The 18,509-nt window shown below is 71.3% G+C and carries 16 protein-coding genes; 7 read left to right on the top strand and 9 right to left on the bottom strand.

Annotated features, from left to right (window positions below; translation table 11 throughout):
• Positions 1-110: 110 nt before the first annotated feature.
• From MTO99_RS15965 to MTO99_RS15985, 5 genes are all read right to left on the bottom strand, one after another.
• The gene (locus MTO99_RS15965; RefSeq protein ID WP_243554810.1) at positions 111-1,226 is read right to left on the bottom strand and encodes an ABC transporter ATP-binding protein; all 1,116 of its coding nucleotides are present in this window, start codon (positions 1,224-1,226) and stop codon (positions 111-113) included.
• Positions 1,223-2,047 (bottom strand): ABC transporter permease, encoded by an 825-nt coding sequence (locus tag MTO99_RS15970; protein ID WP_243554811.1) that lies wholly within the window; start codon positions 2,045-2,047, stop codon positions 1,223-1,225. Before MTO99_RS15970 ends, MTO99_RS15965 begins: the two co-directional genes overlap by 4 nt.
• Entirely contained in the window at positions 2,035-2,955 is a 921-nt protein-coding gene (locus MTO99_RS15975; RefSeq protein WP_243554812.1) for an ABC transporter permease, read from the bottom strand. Before MTO99_RS15975 ends, MTO99_RS15970 begins: the two co-directional genes overlap by 13 nt.
• Complete coding sequence (locus tag MTO99_RS15980) at positions 2,955-4,085, bottom strand: ABC transporter substrate-binding protein (protein WP_243554813.1); 1,131 nt, start codon at positions 4,083-4,085, stop codon at positions 2,955-2,957. Before MTO99_RS15980 ends, MTO99_RS15975 begins: the two co-directional genes overlap by 1 nt.
• A gap of 176 nt (positions 4,086-4,261) precedes the next feature.
• Positions 4,262-5,197 (bottom strand): 2-hydroxyacid dehydrogenase, encoded by a 936-nt coding sequence (locus tag MTO99_RS15985; protein ID WP_243554814.1) that lies wholly within the window; start codon positions 5,195-5,197, stop codon positions 4,262-4,264.
• A 202-nt stretch (positions 5,198-5,399) separates the two neighbouring features.
• On the opposite strand from MTO99_RS15985, the gene MTO99_RS15990 reads away from it, so the two are divergent.
• Positions 5,400-6,353, top strand: coding sequence for a 1-phosphofructokinase family hexose kinase (locus MTO99_RS15990; RefSeq protein ID WP_243554815.1), 954 nt, complete (start codon positions 5,400-5,402; stop codon positions 6,351-6,353).
• A gap of 37 nt (positions 6,354-6,390) precedes the next feature.
• Here the strand turns inward: MTO99_RS15990 and MTO99_RS15995 are convergent, their stop codons facing one another.
• Positions 6,391-7,005: a TetR/AcrR family transcriptional regulator gene (locus MTO99_RS15995; RefSeq protein ID WP_243554816.1), complete on the bottom strand. Its 615-nt coding sequence runs from the start codon at positions 7,003-7,005 to the stop codon at positions 6,391-6,393.
• 114 nt (positions 7,006-7,119) lie between these two features.
• Between MTO99_RS15995 and MTO99_RS16000 the strand changes: the two genes are divergently transcribed.
• The 3 genes from MTO99_RS16000 (at position 7,120) to MTO99_RS16010 (ending at position 10,230) form a co-directional block, all read left to right on the top strand.
• Positions 7,120-7,626, top strand: a complete 507-nt coding sequence (locus MTO99_RS16000; protein ID WP_243554817.1) for a pyridoxamine 5'-phosphate oxidase family protein — start codon at positions 7,120-7,122, stop codon at positions 7,624-7,626.
• Positions 7,627-7,679: 53 nt separating this feature from the next.
• Complete coding sequence (locus MTO99_RS16005; protein WP_243554818.1) at positions 7,680-8,765, top strand: M24 family metallopeptidase; 1,086 nt, start codon at positions 7,680-7,682, stop codon at positions 8,763-8,765.
• 61 nt (positions 8,766-8,826) lie between these two features.
• Entirely contained in the window at positions 8,827-10,230 is a 1,404-nt protein-coding gene (locus MTO99_RS16010; protein ID WP_243554819.1) for a glycoside hydrolase family 5 protein, read from the top strand.
• A 179-nt stretch (positions 10,231-10,409) separates the two neighbouring features.
• On the opposite strand, the gene MTO99_RS16015 is transcribed toward MTO99_RS16010, so the two are convergent.
• From MTO99_RS16015 to MTO99_RS16025, 3 genes are all read right to left on the bottom strand, one after another.
• Positions 10,410-11,999 (bottom strand): MGH1-like glycoside hydrolase domain-containing protein, encoded by a 1,590-nt coding sequence (locus MTO99_RS16015; protein WP_243554820.1) that lies wholly within the window; start codon positions 11,997-11,999, stop codon positions 10,410-10,412.
• A 312-nt stretch (positions 12,000-12,311) separates the two neighbouring features.
• Positions 12,312-13,622: an ABC transporter substrate-binding protein gene (locus MTO99_RS16020; RefSeq protein WP_243554821.1), complete on the bottom strand. Its 1,311-nt coding sequence runs from the start codon at positions 13,620-13,622 to the stop codon at positions 12,312-12,314.
• 203 nt (positions 13,623-13,825) lie between these two features.
• Complete coding sequence (locus MTO99_RS16025; RefSeq protein ID WP_243554822.1) at positions 13,826-14,836, bottom strand: LacI family DNA-binding transcriptional regulator; 1,011 nt, start codon at positions 14,834-14,836, stop codon at positions 13,826-13,828.
• A 176-nt stretch (positions 14,837-15,012) separates the two neighbouring features.
• Here MTO99_RS16025 and MTO99_RS16030 point away from each other — a divergent pair, with 176 nt between their 5' ends.
• The 3 genes from MTO99_RS16030 to MTO99_RS16040 all read left to right on the top strand — a co-directional run bounded on the left by MTO99_RS16030 (position 15,013) and on the right by MTO99_RS16040 (position 18,324).
• Positions 15,013-15,954: a carbohydrate ABC transporter permease gene (locus MTO99_RS16030; RefSeq protein WP_243554823.1), complete on the top strand. Its 942-nt coding sequence runs from the start codon at positions 15,013-15,015 to the stop codon at positions 15,952-15,954.
• Positions 15,955-16,018: 64 nt separating this feature from the next.
• Entirely contained in the window at positions 16,019-16,924 is a 906-nt protein-coding gene (locus MTO99_RS16035; protein WP_243554824.1) for a carbohydrate ABC transporter permease, read from the top strand.
• Between the two features lie 47 nt (positions 16,925-16,971).
• Positions 16,972-18,324, top strand: a complete 1,353-nt coding sequence (locus MTO99_RS16040; protein ID WP_243554825.1) for a Gfo/Idh/MocA family protein — start codon at positions 16,972-16,974, stop codon at positions 18,322-18,324.
• Positions 18,325-18,509: the final 185 nt, after the last annotated feature.

The raw sequence follows: 18,509 nt of genomic DNA on the forward strand, positions 1-18,509 counted from the left end.
GCCGGCCGATACCTTTTTCAGGAGTCGCCCCGCGTTTCGCGCCGTTTCTCAGGAGGACACGCCGTCGCGGCCCGAGATCCGTCACCGGATCTCCTGAGAAAAGCGCCTGGTCAGGGGGCGGATGGGTCGGTGCTGCGCACCGCCACGGGTGCGGGCGCCAGGGCGACGTGCACCCGGTCGCCGAACTCGAGCCGCTCGTCGGCGTCGTGCTGCAGGCGTAGCGCGGTGCCGTCGGCGGTCGTGACCAGCGTGCGGCGGAAGCTGCCGAGGAACGTGCTCTCCTGCACGGTCGCCGCGATGCCGTCGTCGCCGGCGAGCCGCACGTTCTCGGGGCGCACGAACACCTCGGCCGAGCCGTCGGGCGCGTCGCCGAGCACGGGGACGCGGGTGCCGAAGAGTTCGGCGAACCCGCCGCTGATCGTCGCCGGCACGAGGGAGCTGAGCCCCACGAAGGCGGCCACGATCGGCGAGGCGGGCCGCAGATAGAGCTCTTCGGGGGTGCCGACCTGCTCGATGCCGCCGCGGTCCATCACGGCGATGCGGTCGGAGACGGCCAGCGCCTCCTCCTGGTCGTGCGTGACGAAGACGGTCGTGATGCCGAGTCGCAGCTGGATGCGGCGGATCTCGTCGCGGAGCTGCACCCGCACCTTCGCGTCGAGCGCCGACAGCGGCTCGTCGAGCAGCAGCACGCGCGGCTCGGTGACGATGGCACGGGCGAGCGCGACCCGCTGCTGCTGCCCGCCCGACAGCTGGTGCGGGTACCGGTCGGCGAGGTGCCCGAGCCCGACGAGTTCGAGCGCGTCGAGCGCTCGCGCTCGCGCGTCAGCCTTCGCAACCCGGCGCATCCGCAGCCCGAAGAGGGTGTTGCCGAGCACCGTGAGGTGCGGGAACAGCGAGTACGACTGGAACACCATCCCGAGGTCGCGCCGGTTGGTCGGCACCCGCGAGACATCCTCGCCGCCGATGCGCACCACCCCGTCGGTCGCGGTCTCGAGCCCGGCGAGCACGCGCAGCGCCGTCGTCTTGCCGCAGCCCGACGGCCCGAGCAGCGAGACGAACTCGCCGGCCTCGATCTCGAGCGTGAAGTCGTGCAGCACCGGGCCCGAGCCGTAGTCCTTCACGACCCGGTCGAACGCGACGGCGACGCCTTCGCCGCGGCTGGCGAGCACCAGGTTGCGCTCGGTGGGGATGACGGCCGAGGCGGCCGATTCGCGGGTGACGGTCATGAACGGGCCTTTCGGGCGGTGCGGGTGCTCGCGCGTCCGATGACGAGCAGCAGGGCGAACGCGAACGCGAGGGCGAGCAGCGAGAAGATGACGGCGACGTAGGCGTCCTGCTTGCCGACGACGACGAGCGCGGTCTGGAGGTTCTGGCGGGCGAGCAGCGACGCGATGGTGTACTCGCCGAGCACCACCGCGACCGAGATGAGGGATGCCGCGAGCAGCCCCGCGCGCAGGTTCGGCGCGAGCACCCGGAACAGCACGTCGCTCCAGCTCGCGCCGAGCGAGCGGGCGGCCTCGGCGAGGGTGCGCACATCGGTCGCATCGATCGAGGCCTGGATGGCTCGGTACGCGTACGGCAGCACGGTGATGCCGTACGCGAACGCGAGCGACCAGATGCCGGTGCCGAAGGTGCGGCCGATGACGAGGTACACGGGCGCGAGCCCGACGACGAGGACGATCGCGGGGATCGAGATCGGCAGCAGCGCGATGAACTCGAGCGGCCGGCTGAGGCGCGGGAACCGCAGGGTCACGAGGATCATCGTGGGTGCGAGCAGCAGCAGCACGATCGCGATCGTGACGACCGCGAGGATCAGCGAGTTCGTCAGGCCCTGCCAGATCGGCTGGTACTTCGGGGCGTTGGCCGGGTCGAACAGGCCGGTCCAGTGCACGAACGAGTGGCCGCCGTCGCGGTCGCGCAGCGTGAACTCGATCATCGCGATGATCGGAATCGAGAAGACGCCCGCGATCAGGATGCCGATGATCCAGCGGGCGGTGCGGCCCGGCGCGAAGCCGGTGCTCGCCGCCGCCCGGCTCACCGCTGCCACCGGGCCGCCCGCTGCTGCACGAGCGAGTACAGCCACATCACGACGGCCATGATCACGATCATGCCGAGCGCGAGCGTACCCGCCAGGTTCGAGCGCCCCAGGATGGTCTCGCTGGTCAGCGCCGCGCGGATCTGCAGCGGCACGATCTGCGACCCCTGGCTCGCGAGCGCTGCCGCCGTCGCGTACGACGAGAACGCGTTCGCGAACAGCAGCAGCAGGCTCGCCAGGAAACTCGGTGCGAGCACGGGCATGCCGATGCGCAGCCAGAACCCGGTGCGCGACCCGCCGAGCGTCAGGTTCGCCTCGGCCCACTGCGGTTTCAGCGCCGACACCGCGGGCATGAACGTGATCACCATGAGCGGCACCTGGAAGTAGATGTACGGCAGGATCAGCCCGGGCAGGCTGTAGACCCACGCCCCCTCGGCGAAGATGTCGACGCCGAACACGTTCTGCAGCCAGAGCGTGATCATGCCCTGCAGCCCGATCGTGGCGATGAACGCGAACGCGAGCATCACTCCACCGAACTGCGCCAGCACGCCCGCGACGGCGTCGACGGTCGAGCGCACCCGGCTCGTCGACGGCAGGCCCAGCAGCGCGTAGCAGGCGAGTGCGCCGATGATCGCGCCGGCGACGGCGGTGAGCGCCGACAGCCAGATCGAGTTGACGAAGGTCTGCACGATCACGGGGTCGCCGAGCGCGATGAGGTTGTCGAGTGTGAAGGCGCCGTCGTCGTCGAAGAACCCGCTGATGACGGCGAGCAGCGTCGGCAGCGCGAGGAAGACCAGCACGTACGCGGCGAAGGGCACGAGGCCCAGCGCCGCAGGTACCGAGACGGAGGCCGCGCCGCGGCGGGACGGAGCCGGCGTGGCATCCGTCCCGCCGCTGACCGCGGGAGCGATGGCGGTCATTACTGAACCGCAGCCGCCCACTTCTGGCCGAGCAATTCGCCGGCAGCGGTGCTCTGGTCCTGCGTGGGAATGGCGATGTCATCGGGCACGGCGGGCAGCGCGTTCCAGAGCTTCTCGTCGATGGTGCCCGCGGCTGCCATCGCCTCGGCGCGCACCGGGCGCGCGCCGCCCTTCAGCCACAGGTTCTGCGCGTCGTCGCTGTAGAGGAACTCCTGCCAGAGACGCGCGGCGGCGGGGTGCGGGGCATCGACGTTGATCGCCTGGTTGTAGTACCCGGCGTACCCGGTGCCCGGGAACACCACGACCTTCCAGTTCGGGTTGTCGGCGACGTGGCTCGCGTTCAGGTAGTCCCAGTCGAACACGACGGGCGTCTCGCCCGACGCGACCGTGGCGGTCGTGACATCCACCTTCAGCAGGTTGCCCGCCTGCTGCAGCTCGCCGAAGAAGTCGATGCCCGGCTGGAAGTCGTCGAGCGTGCCGCCCGACTGCACCGTCGCGAGGCCGACCGCGGCGAAGGCCGCACCGGCCTGCGTGGGGTCGCCGTTGATCGCGACGGCGCCCGTGTAGTCGGCCCCGAGCAGGTCGTCGAGCGTCTTCGGCGCCGGGTACTTCGACGAGTCGTAGCCGACCGACATGAACCCGCCGTAGTCGCCGACGTAGAGGCCGCTCGGCTCCTTGAGGTCGTCGGGGATGTCGTCCCACGTCTGCACCTGATACGGCGCGAACTGGTCGGTGTTCTGCAGCGTGACGGTGAGGCCGAGGTCGAAGACGTCGGGCGCCGTGTCGAGGCCCGCGTTGGTCTTGGCGGCCTCGATCTCCTCGGCGCTCGAAGCGTCGGGCGTGATCTCGTTGACCGTGATCTCGGGGTACCGGGCCGTGAACGCGTCGATGATCTCGCCGTAGTTGGCCCAGTCGCGCGGCAGCGCGATGACGTTCAGCGCGCCTTCGGCCTTCGCGGCGGCCTCGAGGTCGGCGAACGTGCCGAAGTCGGCGACGCTGGTCGCGGTGGCCGCGTCGACGCCGCCGGTGTCGTCGGACGACGCGTCGGCGGATGCGCAGCCGCTGAGTGCGAGCGCGGCGGCGCCCAGCAGGGCGACCGCGGCGAGCGTGCGTGTGCGGGTGGCGTGCACAGGAGGTCCTCTCTCGGGTGGGGTGGCCCGAGGAGGTCGCACCAGGCGGCGCGATGGGGTGCTCCCGGGTCATTCGGGAGCGTACGAGCGGGCGGTGAACGGGTGGCGCGCGGGGGGTGAACGGGGGAAGACGGTCGGATGACGCGGGCCGATGCCGCGGCCACCGCCGGCCGGGCTCAGCTCTCGAGCACCACGTTGAGCGGGGCCTCGTCGGCGAGCAGCCGATCGATCTGGCGGCGCACGAGCCGGGCCATCCGCGGCATCATCGCGGTCGACGCGCCGCCCACGTGCGGCGAGATGAGCACGTTCGGCAGGGCGAACAGCGGGTGGTGCTCGGGCAGCGGCTCGGGGTCGGTGACGTCGAGCGCGAAGCGCAGCCGACCGCTCGTCGCCTCGGCGAGGATCGCCTCGGTGTCGGCGACCCGGCCGCGGGCGATGTTCACCACGAGCGCCCCGTCGGGCAGTGCGGCGAGGAACTCCGCGTCGACGAGGCCGGTCGTGGCATCCGTCAGCGGAACGCCGACGATCACGATCTCGGCCTCCGGCAGCAGCGTCGGCAGTTCGTCGATGCCGTGGATGCGGCCGCGGTCGTCGTCGCGGGCGCGGCTCGCGACCCGGGTGAGCTCGACCTCGAACGGTTCGAGTCGCGCCTCGATCGCCCGGCCCACCCCGCCGTAGCCGACCAGCAGCACGCGGCGGTCGGCGAGGCTCGCGCGCCGCTCGGGCGCCCAGCGGCCCTCGGACGCGGCGCGCACGAACTCGGGGATGCCGCGCTGCGCCGCCAGCACGAGTGCGAGGGTGAGCTCGGCGGTCGAGGTCTCGTGCACGCTCGCCGCGTTCGCGAACACGTGGCCCGGCGGCAGGTGCGCGGGCACGTCGTCGTACCCGATCGACTGCGACTGCACGAGCCGCGTGCGAACGCCCCGCAACGCGGCGAGCTTCGGCGACGCGCCCATGTAGGGCGGGACGACGAGGTCGATCGAGTCGGCGGGTGCGGGGGAGTCGAGGTTCCAGATCGCGAGTTCGACGCCGTCGGGCAGCGGGCCGAGCGCGAGCACGGCGTCGCGCAGGGTCGCACCGGGCACGGTCACGAGGAGGCGGGGCTCAGGCATGCTCCCATCCTGCCGCGTCGGCGGGTGCGGTTCCCTGAGCTTGTCGAAGGGACGCTCGCTTCGACTTGGCGGGTGGGGCTCCCTGAGCTTGTCGAAGGGACGCTCGCTTCGACGGGCTCAGCGGGCTTGGGTGGGCTCAGCGAGCCTTGGCGGGGTCGACGGGCTCTGTCGCCGCCCCGGCCGCCTCCCTATGCTCGGGAGCATGGTCGCGACCCAGTCCCCGATCCTCACGCTCACGATGAATCCGGCGCTCGACGTGGCATCCACCACTGAGCGGGTCGAACCCGAGCACAAGCTGCGCTGCGGCCCGACGAAGCTCTCACCGGGCGGCGGCGGGGTGAACGCGACCCGCACGATCAGTGCGCTCGGCGGGTGGTCGGTGGGGGTGTATCCGATCGGCGGGCCGACGGGGCACGCCTATCGCGAGCTGCTCGAGGCCGAGGGCATCGCCGGGCAGGTCGTGCGCATCGGCGGCAGCACGCGCGAGTGCGTGACGATCGTGGAGACCGCGACCGGTGAGGAGTTCCGATTCGTGCTGCAGGGGCCGCCACTGCGCGAGCCCGAGTGGCGGGCCTGCCTGTCGACGGTCGCCGACTCGCTTCCGGTCGGCGGGTACGTGATCGCGAGCGGCAGCCTGCCGCCGGGCGTGCCCGACGATTTCTACGCGCAGGTCGCGCGGATCTGCCGCGAGCACGACGTGCGCTGCGTGGTGGATGCCTCGGGGCCGGCGCTGGCGGCGGCGCTCGACGAGGGCGTGTTCCTCATCAAGCCCAGCCTGCGCGAGCTCGGCGAGCTCGTCGGGCACGAGGGCGAGCTGGCGGCCGACCAGCAGGTGGCGGCCGCGCAGGAGCTCGTGGCATCCGGTCGCAGTGAGGCCGTCGCGCTCACCCTGGGCGGTCGCGGTGCCGTGCTGGTGACCGCCGACGGGGTGGTGCGGCTGCCGGCGCCGCAGATCACGGTGCACAGTGCGGTGGGAGCGGGCGACGCGTTCCTCGGCGCGATGGTGCTGCGGCTCGCGCAGGGGGCGCCGATCGAACGGGCGTTCCGCACCGCGGTCGCGGCGGGCAGCGCGACGGCGATGCGCCCGCCCGCCGAGCTGTGCCGGGCCGAGGATGTGGCGCGGCTCGAGGCGGAGCTCGACGCAGCGGTCGCGTGAGCCGGGCGGTTCTCTGCTGAGGTTCGGCGGGTCGCGGTCAGGGCAGCTGCGCGACCTGGGCGCGGACGGTGCGCTCGACGAGGTCGCGGCCCGCATCGGTCGCGGATGCCGCGGGGCCGTCGAGTCCGTGCAGCAGCCCGTCGACGGCCAGTGAGGCGAGGCCGTGGCTCAGCGCGCAGAGCTGGAGGAACGTCGTCTCGACGTCGCCGGCGATGTCGCCGCGCTCGCGCACGTCGACGACGAGCGCCCGCAGCCCGTCGAGCGCGGCGAGCCGGGCTCGGTCGAGCGTCTCGTCGCCCGATGCCGCCGACGGCGTGCGGAACATCGCGTCGTAGTGCGCGGGATGCCGCACGGCGAACGCGACGAACTGCAGCGAGTCGTCGACGAGCCGTTCGCGCCCCGGCAGATGCGCGGCGCGCTCCTGCGCCGTGCACAGCTCGTCTTCGAGCATGGCGAGACCCTCGAGCGCGAGCGCGCGGATCATGCCCTCGCGGCTGCCGAAGTAGTGGGTCGGCGCCGCGTGCGAGAGACCCGCGCGGCGCGCGACCTCGCGCAGGCCGACGTTGTTCACGCCCTGCTCGCGGGCCAGCTCCTCGAGCGCCTTGAGCAGCGCGGCGCGGCCCGGGGAGGTGCCGGTCGCAGCGGTCGTCATGTGGTCACCTTACGTCGCCGTCGAGGAACGGATGTCTCGAAGCCCTTGACATTGTAAAGCTACGTGCCGTAGCGTCGCTCCCGACATTCACTTGACATTGTAAAGGAGCCCGTGATGGTCGACCTGACCCGCGACACCGTCTGGCAGACGATGGCGAGCACGAACTTCATGGTGGTCGGTATGGTCACCGCCCGCGGCGAGGCCCGCACGGCCGGCGTCATGCACGCGGTGCACGACGGACGCGTGTGGTTCACCACCAGTTCCGCCGACTGGAAGACCCGACACCTGACCGCGCACCCCCAGGTGTCGGTCACCGTCGCCATCCCGAAGCGGGTCTGGTTCCTGCCGTGGATCCGCATCCCCGCCGCCACGATCACCTTCTCGGGGGCGGCCGAGCCGACGCCCGTCGCCGACCTGGCGCCCGACGTCGCGCACGCGCTGCTGCACGGGCTCGAGTTCGGCGACGAGGCGGCGCAGGGCATCACGGCCTTCGCGGTACGACCCCGCGGCGACTTCGTCACGTACGGCGTGGGCGTCTCGGCGATGGGCATGCGCGACACCGAGCGTGCACGCGGGCGCGTGGCATCCTCGACCGCGCCGGCCGCTGCGATCATCGCCTGAGGCCGGCGGACCCCGCTTTCGTGAAAGCGGTTTCTCGCCTAGAGTGGGCGATCATGACCGACACCGTCACGGCCATCCCGACGCGAGGCGCCGACGTTCCCGCCAAGCTCGCCCGCCTCCACGAACTGCTCGACGCGCGCGGCGTCGAATCGCTCGCCCTCACCGGCCGGGAGAGCCTCGCCTGGCTCCTCGACGGCGCCCGCGTGACCGTGCCGCTCGGTGGCGACCCGGTGCTGAGCGCCATCGTGCGGCGCGACGGCGTCGAGCTGCACATCCTGCGCAACGAGAACGACCGGCTGCTCGCCGAGGAGCTGCCCGACCTCGCGTCGCTCGGCATCCGCGCCCGCACGGTCGCCTGGTTCGACACGCTGCCCGGCACCCGGGCCGACGACGGCGCCGCCGACCTCCGCGAAGCACAGGTGGCCGCCGAGCTGCGGGCACTGCGCGCCCGACTCCTGCCGGGCGAACTCGCCCGCTACCGGGCGCTCGGATCCGACCTGGCGACCGCGCTCACCGACGTGCTCGCCGGTGCCGGCGCGGCCACGCGCGAGCGCGACCTCACCGCCGATCTGGCCCGTGCGCTGATCGCCCTCGGCGCCGAGCCCGTCGTGCTGCTCGTCGCCGGCGAAGGACGACTCGATCTGCGTCACCCGCTGCCCACCGACGCACCGATCGGACGCCGGGCGATGACCGTCGTCGGCGCGCGCCGCAACGGACTGATCGTGAACCTCACCCGATGGCTGGGCGACGAACCGGGCTCCGCCGCCGTGGCGCGCCGACTGCTCGAGGTCGAAGCCGACGCGTTCGCCGCCACCCGGCCGGGGCGTCGACTGGCTGACGTGCTCGCCGACATCGCCGCGTCGTACGAACGGCACGGGTTCGACCGCGACGAGTGGCTGCGCCACCACCAGGGTGGCCCGACCGGCTACGCCGGACGCGACCCCAAAGCCGGGCCGGCGACCGGCGACCTCGTCGTCGACGGGCAGGCGTACGCCTGGAACCCGACGACGGCCAGGCAGAAGATCGAGGACACCGTCGTCGTCGCCGGCGGGCGAGTCGAGGTGCTCACCGTCGACGAACGCTGGCCCACCGTCGACGTGCGCGGCCTCGCCCGCCCCGACGCGCTGCCGCTCGCCTGATGCACGTCGTGCCGCCCCGCCACCCCCTGCCGGACACCCCCTCGGAACGGACCATCCAGCCATGACCGACCTCTCCTTCCTGACCGTGCGCGGTACCGACCTCGTCGACGACGCCGGCCGCGTCGTCCGCCTGGCCGGCGTCGGCCTGGGCGGCTGGATGAACATGGAGAACTTCATCACGGGGTATCCGGGCAACGAGCAGAATCTCCGCCGCATCCTGCTCGATCGCATGGGCCGTGACGCGTACGACGCATTCTTCGACGCGTTCCTCACCGACTTCTTCGACGAAGACGACGCCGCGCACCTCGCCGCCATCGGCATCAACAGCGTGCGCATCCCGTTCAACTACCGGCACTTCGAAGACGACGCCCGCCCCTTCGAACTGCGCGAGGAGGGATTCGCCCGACTCGACCGCGTCGTGACGCTGCTCGGCCGGCACGGCATCTACTCGGTGCTCGACCTGCACGCCCTGCCGGGCCGGCAGAACCAGCACTGGCACAGCGACAACCCGACCCACCTCGCCGAGTTCTGGAACCATCCGCACTTCCAGGATCGTGTGGTGCACCTGTGGGAGGCGCTCGCCGAACGCTTCAAGGACCGCCCCGAGGTCGCCGGGTACAACCCGATCAACGAACCGGCCGACCCGACCGGCGAGCGGCTGCCGCCCTTCTACGACCGACTCGAACGGGCCATCCGCGCCATCGACCCGCGCCACATCCTCTTCCTCGACGGCAACAAGTACTCGACCGACTTCAGCGTCTTCGACGGGCGCGCCGAGCCGCTGCCGAACACCGTGTACACCGCGCACGACTACGCCCTGCCCGGCATCACGAGCGCGACCGAGTACCCCGGCACCACCCGCGGCGAGTACTTCGATCGCGACGCGGTCGAACGGACGTTCCTGCGGCGCACCGAGTACATGCGCCGCACCGGCACGCCCATCTGGATCGGCGAGTTCGGGCCGGTGTACCCGCCCGATCGCAGCCAGGACGCGTGGCGGCTGCAGCTGCTGCGCGACCAGCTCGAGATCTACCGCGAGCACGGCGCGAGCTGGGCCCTATGGACCTACAAGGACATCGGTCTGCAGGGCCTCGTGCACGCGGCGCCCGACAGTGCGTACGTCGAGCTGATCCGGCCCGAGCTCGAGCAGAAGCAGCGGCTCGGCGTCGACTCGTGGGGCGGATCCGACGCGGGCGTGCGCGACGTGCTGGACCCGATCGACGCGCTCTTCGACCGAGAGTTCCCCGAGTACGCGCCGTGGCCCTGGGGCCGCACGCCGCACATCGCCGTGCTCGTGCGGCACATCCTGCTCGCCGAGCCGCTCGCCGAACGCTTCGGCGACCGGTTCGCCGGCGTGAGCGTGGAGCGCGCGCGCGAGCTCGCGGCATCCTTCCGCTTCGACCGGTGCGTCGAACGGGTCGGGCTCACCGAGGTGCTGCGCGACCACCTCGCGGGCGGGCGGTGAGGTTCGTGGGGAGCTGTCTTGTCGCTCCCTGAGCTTGTCGCTCCCTGAGCGTGTCGCTCCCTGAGCTTGTCGAAGGGCGCGACCGGGGTGCCAGCACGGCGGGCTCCCTTCGACGGGCTCCCTTCGACGGGCTCAGGGAGCTTCCCTTCGACGGGCTCAGGGAGCGTCCCTTCGGCCCCTCAGGACCGCGGCAGCACCACGCCGCCGCCGCGGCGGGAGACGACCCGGCCCGAGTCGACGTCGAGCCGCTCGTTGCCGGCGACCTCCACCTCGGTCCGCACCCCGTCGATCACCAACTCGCCCCTGACGGGGCGGGCGGTGAGGCCCACCACGGCGTGCACCCGCCCGTCGCGCCCGGCGATCGCCCGCACGCCGTGCGGCATCCGCAGGAACTCGACTCCGTCGCGATAGCCGACCGCACCCTCGTACGTGTTCACGAGCTCGAAGCGCACCCCGTCGACCGTGCGCTCATAGGCGAGCGCATCCGCGACATCGTGGTGGTCGACGCGACGCGGCACGAGACCCGAGAACCACAACTCGCCCTCGGGCGTCGGCAGGATGCCGAAGAGCCGTTCGACCGTGTCGAGCAGCCACAGGATCGCGGGGGAGTACTGCTCGGTGTACCCGGGCTCGCCCGTCCACGGGCTGATGACCTGCGGGAATCGGCCCATGCGCGCCACCGCGGCGACCACGGGCATGAGCGCGAACGCGAGCTCGGCGGCTCGGCTGTAGTGCTCGAACGCCTGCGGCGCGCGGATGAGCGTGAGGAAGTTGACCGGCCCGCCCCACGAGTTCGCGCGGAAGTCGTGGTCGAACCGCGGGTCGTCGAGGGCGAGCGAGGTGAAGGGGTACGCCGAGAAGAACTTGCGGGTGTGCAGCAGGTAGCGCCCGAGCGCCGCATCGAACACCTCGGCTGGAACCACCTCGCAGGCGAGCACCCGCAGCAGCACATCGGATTGCACGCGCACGAACCGGCCGGCCGCGTCCACGTCGTACCAGAGGCCGTCGTCGGCGTCGAAGCATCCGTCGAGCGCTGCGCGGCTCGCGCCCGCGCGCTCGAGCCAGGGCGCCGGATCGTCGCCGAGTTCGGCGGCGATCCGCGCGAGGTAGGCGCGCTGACACGCGACGTTCGCGGTCAGGTCGGGCGCGACGAACGGCAGGATGCCCGACTCGGGGTCGAAGCGTGCGGCGTCGCCGCCGGGCGTCTGGTCGGGCACGCCCCAGAACCGCGGCGACCGGTCGTGTCCGGTGTCGTAGGTGCAGAACGCCTCGACGCCGCCCGTGCCGCGGGTGTCGCGGTGCTCCGCCAGCCAGGCGTCGTGCCGGGCGAGCGCCGGGTACATGCGCGCGAGGTAGTCGCGGTCGCGGCCGGTCGCGAGGTAGTGCCGCCAGACGCACCGTGCGAACGGGGTGACCATCTGGATCTGCGCGAAGCCCGGCCCGTCGGCCGTGAGCTTGTAGGGCAGCAGCCCGTCGGCGCGCTGCGCATCGGCGAAGGCGAGGTGCGTGGCGTGCGTGACGTGGGGCAGGAACCGGTCGAGCACCTCGGCGTTGATCGACGCGGTCGACTCGAGCCAGCTGCCGGGATAGACGCCGCCCTCGTTGAGCAGGGGCGGGCCGTCGTCGACGAGCGGATGGATGCATCCGGCGAGCTCGTCGACCGCCTGCCGCCAGGCGGACTCGAGCGGCCCGCCGGTCGCGGCGAAGCGCACCTCGCCGAGGCGCACCGGGGACGAACGCAGGCGGTCGAGCAGGTCGTGTCGGGGCATCCGTGCATGCTCCTCGTGGTCGGCGGTGGCTCGCTGAGCTTGTCGAAGCGGGCTCCCTTCGACGGGCTCAGGGAGCGGTCGGCGGTGGTGGTTCGCTGAGTTTGTCGGGGCGGGGGCTCCCTTCGACGGGCTCAGGGAGCGGTCGGCGGTGGTGGCTCGCTGAGCTTGTCGAAGCGGGCTCCCTTCGACGGGCTCCCTTCGACGGGCTCAGGGAGCTTCGGCGGGCTCCCTTCGACGGGCTCAGGGAGCTTGGGCGGGGAGGCGTCGTGGGCGGCCCGGCGGGACCGCCCACGACGCTGGTGCCGAGCGGACTCAGTCGTTCGCGAGCGACGTGCCGAGCTCGTCGATCCACTGCTTCGCGCCGTCGGCGGCCGACGTCTTGCCGAACAGGATGTCGGACTCGATGCGTTGCGACAGCTCGTTCAGGATCGAACCGCCCGCGGGCTGCGGCGGGGCGACGACGCCGACCTCGAGCACCTTCTCGAGGTATTCGGCGGACTGCGCGTCGGCCGGGGCGAGCAGGGGCTTCACGACCGCGAGGGTGTCGGGGTTGAACGGCAGGCCGCGGTTGGCGAGGATCAGCTTCGCCGGTTCGGGCTGGTTGAGCAGCCAGTCGACCAGCAGCGCTGCGGCTTCGGGATGCTTGCTGCCCGAGGCGATCGACCAGAACTGCGAGGGCAGCACCGAGACGCCCGACACCCCGGTCGACGACGGCGGGGCGATGATCTGCACGTCGGCGCCGCCCGTTCCGGCCGCGTACGAGCCGATCTGGTTGTTGTAGGCGAAGCTGATCGCCGCCTTGCCGGTGCCGAACAGGGTCAGGTCGGGGGTGACGTTCCAGTGCTCGACGATGGTCGAGGGGTCGGGCAGGCCGCCCGATTCGACGAGCGACTGCTCGTACTCGTACCACTGCTGCACCGTCTCGGCGTCGGTGGCGAGCTCGCCGTCCCAGTCGTAGATGCCGTCCTCGGAGTACTGCGCGATGTAGGTGCCCAGGATGTCCTGGATGCGCAGGTCGAGGCCGACGACGCCGGGGAGCTCGGCCGAGATCTGGTTCGCCGCGTCGGCCAGGTCCTCCCACGTCCAGTCGTCGGAGGGCACGGGCACGCCGGCCTGTGTGAACAGGTCGACGTTGATGAGTGCGCCGATCGCGTTGCCGCCCGTCGGCAGCCCGTAGAGGGTGTCGTCGACGGTGGCGTTGGTGAGCGTGAAGTCGGGGTACTTGCTCGTGTCGAGCTGGTCGGCGACCGTCGAGAGGTCGAGCAGCGCGCCGGCGGCGCCGTACTCCTGCGGCTTCGCGCCGCCGAGTGCGAACACGTCGGGGGCGGTGTTGGAGGCGAAGTCGGTCGCGAGCCGGTTGAAGAGGTCGTCGGGTGCGCCGACCGGTTCTTCGACGACGGTGATGTTCGGGTACTCGGCTTCGAACAGGTCGATCGCGTCGGCCATGATGGCCGCTCGTTCGTCGTTGCCCCACCAGGCGATGTGGAGTTCGATCTCTTCGTCGGGGTCGAAGCCGCCGTCGGCTGCGGGGGCCTGCCCCGAGCACGCGGTGAGGAGCAGTGCTCCGGTCAGGGCCAGGCCGAGCGCCGCGTGTCGGGCGACGGTGCGTGATGGTCGCGTCATTGCGCCTCTCTTCGGTTCTGGAGGGGCTCGCGGACGGGTCCCTCGAGTTGGATGTCCCGGGCGGCAGGATCGCCCGGGGCGGCGGTGTCTCGGAGTGCACAGAGAAACCGCTTTCACGGAAAGTACACCGATATGTTGTGACTGTCAACGAAATGGTGCGGGTGCTCGACGGCCGGCGCCGCGGTGCTCCGCGGCCGCCGATCTCAGTGCGCCGACGGGGCCGGTCCGGTGGATCCGCGCACCTCGACGCGGGGCTGGAACATCACGTTGTGCTCGGGCGCCGTGCCCCCGATCAGCGCGCTCAGCCGACGCCACGCCTGCACGCCGAGCTCTTCGTGCGGCACCGACGCGGTGGTCAGCGGGGGTGTCGTGTACCGCGAGAACGGGATGTCGTCGAAGCCCGTGACCGAGACGTCCTCGGGTACCCGCACGCCCCGTTCGATCAGCCCGTTGACCAGGCCGACCGCGACGAGGTCGTTGTACGCGATGGCGGCCGTCGCGCCCGACGCCTGCACCGCCGGTGCGGCGGCGACGCCGTCCTCGGGGCGCACTCCGCCCGGCATCCGGTCGATGCGCAGCTCGGGCACCGCGCGCTCGAACGACTCGAGGCCGCGCAGCCGGTAGGTGTTCGAGACGCTGCGTTCGGGTCCGGCGAGGTAGACCAGGTGCCGGTGGCCGAGCGAGGCCAGATGGTGGGCGATGTTCTGGATGCCCGACTCGTAGTCGATCGCGAGCGACGGCGCGGAGATCCGCGGAGTGGGCCGGTTGATGAGCACGAGCGGATGCAGCGACGGCGCGATCTCGAGCAACTGCTCCTCGGGCATGCGAGGAGCGCACAGCACGATCGAGTCGCACCGGCGCCGGATCTCGAGGGCGAGCGGCGCCTCGTCGTCGGGCGACTCGCCGGAGTCGGCGATGAGCACGCGGTAGCCGTCCCTGGCGGCGGTCTTGGTGAGGCCCGACAGCACCGCCTGGAACGCCGGGTTGCCGAGGTCGGGCACGAGGAACGCGATGGTGCGGGTCTCGCCGAGGGCGAGGCTGCGGGCGAGCGGACTCGGCGAGTAGCCGAGCTCGTCGGCTGCCGCGCGCACGCGCTCGGCGACCGAGGGCTCGCCCAGGAACCGGCCGTTCATCACTCGCGAGACCGTGGCCGGCGACACGCCGGCGTGGCTCGCGACATCCGTGATCGTCGTCGATGCCGATCGTCTCACCACGGCGACCCTTCCTTCCGCGCAGTCGGGGCGCTCCCGGCCGCGTGCTCGCCGCGCGGGCCTCGTGCCCGGTCCGATCCGATGTTTGACGGATCGAACCCTCCGCGGTCATAATCGATCCTCGCATGAGAAACCGCTTTCACCGCGCGTTCGGTGCCGGCTGACAGGGAGGTCGACCAGTGAGTAGTCTCGGCGAACTCCGCACGCTCGCGCGTGCGGCGCGAACCAGCGGGCCGCGGGTCACGCAGAAGTACCCCGACAACCGGTCCGGGTTCCTGTTCCTCGCGCCCTGGCTGATCGGCGTGGCGGTGTTCACGATCGGGCCGATGCTGGCGTCGCTCTACCTCGCGTTCACCGACTACAACCTGCTGCAGCCGCCCACCTGGAGCGGCCTCGACAACTTCACGCGCATGCTCGGCGACGCGCGGCTGTGGAATTCGTTCCGGGTCACGCTCGTCTACGTCTTCGTGTCGGTGCCGCTGCAGCTCGCGCTCGCGCTCGCCGTCGCGATGCTGCTCGACCGCGGCATGCGCGGCCTGTCGTTCTACCGCTCGATCTTCTACCTGCCGAGCCTCATGGGCGGATCGGTGGCGATCGCCATCCTCTGGCGTCAGGTGTTCGGCAAGGAGGGCCTGGTCAACGGCGTCCTCGCCTGGTTCGGCATCGACGGACCCGGATGGATCGCCCACCCCGACTTCGCCCTCGGCACGATCATCGTGCTGCATGTGTGGACCTTCGGCTCGCCGATGGTGATCTTCCTCGCGGGGCTGCGCCAGATCCCCGAGATGTTCTACGAAGCCGCCGAGGTCGACGGGGCCGGCCGGTTCCGCCGGTTCTTCTCGATCACGCTGCCGCTGCTGACGCCGATCATCTTCTTCAACCTCGTGCTGCAGATCATCTTCGCGTTCCAGTCGTTCACCCAGGCGTACATCGTCTCGGGCGGCACGGGCGGCCCGAGCGACTCGACGATGTTCTTCACGCTCTACCTGTACAAGGAGGCGTTCACCGAGCTGAACATGGGCTACGCGTCGGCGATGGCGTGGTTCCTGCTGCTCGTCATCGGCGGGCTGACGGCGGTGAACTTCTGGTTCTCGAAGTTCTGGGTCTTCTATGACGACTGAGCTGGGCCGTGCCCCCACCGCCCTCGGACCTGCGTCAGCCACGACCGAAGAACGGAGCCCGATGATGACCTCCACCGTCGACCCGACCGCCGCGACCCGCGCGATCGTCGCCCCCACCGCGCGCGTGCGGCCGCGCCCCGCGCGACGCGCGTGGGTCTCGGTGCTGAAGCACGCGGGGCTCATCCTGCTCTCGCTGATCATGGTGTATCCGCTGCTGTGGCTGGTGGTGTCGTCGTTCAAACCGAACGAGCGCATCTTCAGCGACCTCGGCATCTTCACCACCGACCTCACCCTCGACAACTACGTGCACGGCTGGACCTCCCAGCAGCTGCCGTTCAGCGTGTTCCTCGCGAACTCCTCGATCCTGGTCATCGGCGCCATCATCGGCAATCTGGTCTCCTGCTCGCTGGCCGCCTACGCGTTCGCGCGACTGAAGTTCTGGGGCCGCAACCTGTTCTTCGCGATCATGCTCGGCACGATCATGCTGCCGTTCCATGTCGTGCTGGTGCCGCAGTTCATCATCTTCCGCGAGCTCGGGTGGCTCGAGACCTTCCTGCCGCTGGTGGTGCCGAAGTTCCTCGCGACCGATGCGTTCTTCATCTTCCTGATGGTGCAGTTCATCCGCGGCCTGCCGAAGGAGATCTTCGAGGCGGCGCGGATCGACGGCGCCGGGCAGTTCCGCATCTACGCGCAGATCACGCTGCCGCTCATGGTGCCGGCTCTGGCCACCACCGCGATCTTCACGTTCATCTGGACGTGGGGCGACTTCTTCGGGCCGCTGATCTACCTGCGCACCCGCGACAACTTCCCCGTGTCGGTGGCGCTGAAGGGCTTCATCGATGCGCAGTCGTCGTCGAACTACGGCGCCATGTTCGCGATGTCGGTGGTGTCGCTCATCCCGCTGTTCCTCGCGTTCCTCATCGGACAGCGCTACCTCATCAAGGGGTTCGCGACCACCGGCATCAAGTAAGCCGGCCACCACCCGACCACCACAGTTCAGCCGACGTCAGGAGTCCCATGTCGCAGCCCCGGAGCATCCGCTACGCCCTGATCGGCACCGGTTCACGCGCGCAGATGTACCTCGGTGCCATCACCGGTGCGCACGCCGACACCGCCCGGCTGGTCGCCTGGAGCGATCCGAATGCGGGCCGGCTCGACTGGTCGGAGCAGGTGTTCGCGGATGCCTCGCTGCCGGTGCCTGCGCGCTTCGACGCCGACCGCCTCGGCGAGGCGATCGCCGAGCACGGCATCGACCGCGTCATCATCACGTCGCCCGACTTCACCCACGCCGGCTACATCGTCGCCGCGCTCGAGGGCGGGGCCGACGCGGTGGTCGAGAAGCCGCTCACGGTCGACGAGGCCGGCGTCCGCGCCATCGCGGAGGCCGTCGAACGCACCGGCCGTGACGTGGTGATCACGTTCAACTACCGCTACTCGCCGCGCAACACCGCGCTCAAGGAGCTCATCGCGTCCGGGGAGATCGGCGAGGTCACGTCCGTGCACTTCGAGTGGGTGCTCGACACCGCGCACGGGGCCGACTACTTCCGGCGCTGGCACCGCGAGAAGCAGAACTCGGGCGGGCTGCTCGTGCACAAGTCGAGCCACCACTTCGACCTGGTGAACTGGTGGCTGGACGACCGGCCGACCCGGGTGTACGCCAGCGGCGGCCTGCGCTTCTACGGCGCCGAGAACGCGCGCCGCCGCGGCCTCGGTGCGCGCCCCGCGCGCGGCACCGACGACTCGCCGCTGCGCGACGCGTTCAGCCTCGATCTGCGCGACGACCCCGTGCTGCGCGGCCTCTACTACGACCAGGAGCACCACGACGGCTACCTGCGCGACCGCGACGTGTTCGACGAGGGCATCACCATCGAGGACAACCTCGCGCTCGTCGTCGACTACGCGGGTGGGGCGACCATGTCGTACTCGCTCAACGCGCACTCGCCGTGGGAGGGCTACACGGTCGCGGTGAACGGCACCGCGGGCCGGGCCGAGCTCACGGTCGTCGAGCGGGGAGCCGTGCTCGTCGACGGCGACGGCCGCCCGGTGGTGGACCCGAGTGCCCGGCCCGACGAGGTGGCTCGCGAGAGCGGGCGACCCGTGTCGGAGCGGCTCGTGGTGCAGCGTCAGTTCGGCGCCGCGCGCGAGGTGCCGATCCCGAACGGCGAGGGCGGCCACGGCGGCGGCGATGCAGTGCTGCTGCGCGACGTGTTCGCGGGCGCCGAAGCCGACCCGCTCGGGCGTGCGGCGACCTGGCACGACGGGGTGCGCTCGATGGCGGTCGGCCTCGCGGGCAACCGCTCGCTCGTCACCGGCCAGGCCGTGGCGACCGCCGACCTCGCGATCGGCGCCGCGCTGCCGCTGCTCGGGTAGCGGCGCGCGGGCGGCGGCACGCGGGCGGCCCGCGACGCGCGGCACGCGACGCGCGGCGCGCGGCCCGGTGCGGTGTTCGGCTCGGTCCTCGCTGCGGTCTGGTGCCGGCGACGATTCCCGGCGGAACGGTCGGGTGATGCCGACGCATGGTCGGATCGACCGCGTGCATCGGCGCGTTGCCGCAG

Origin of the sequence: Agromyces larvae, assembly GCF_022811705.1 — a bacterium.
GTDB lineage: Bacteria > Actinomycetota > Actinomycetes > Actinomycetales > Microbacteriaceae > Agromyces > Agromyces larvae.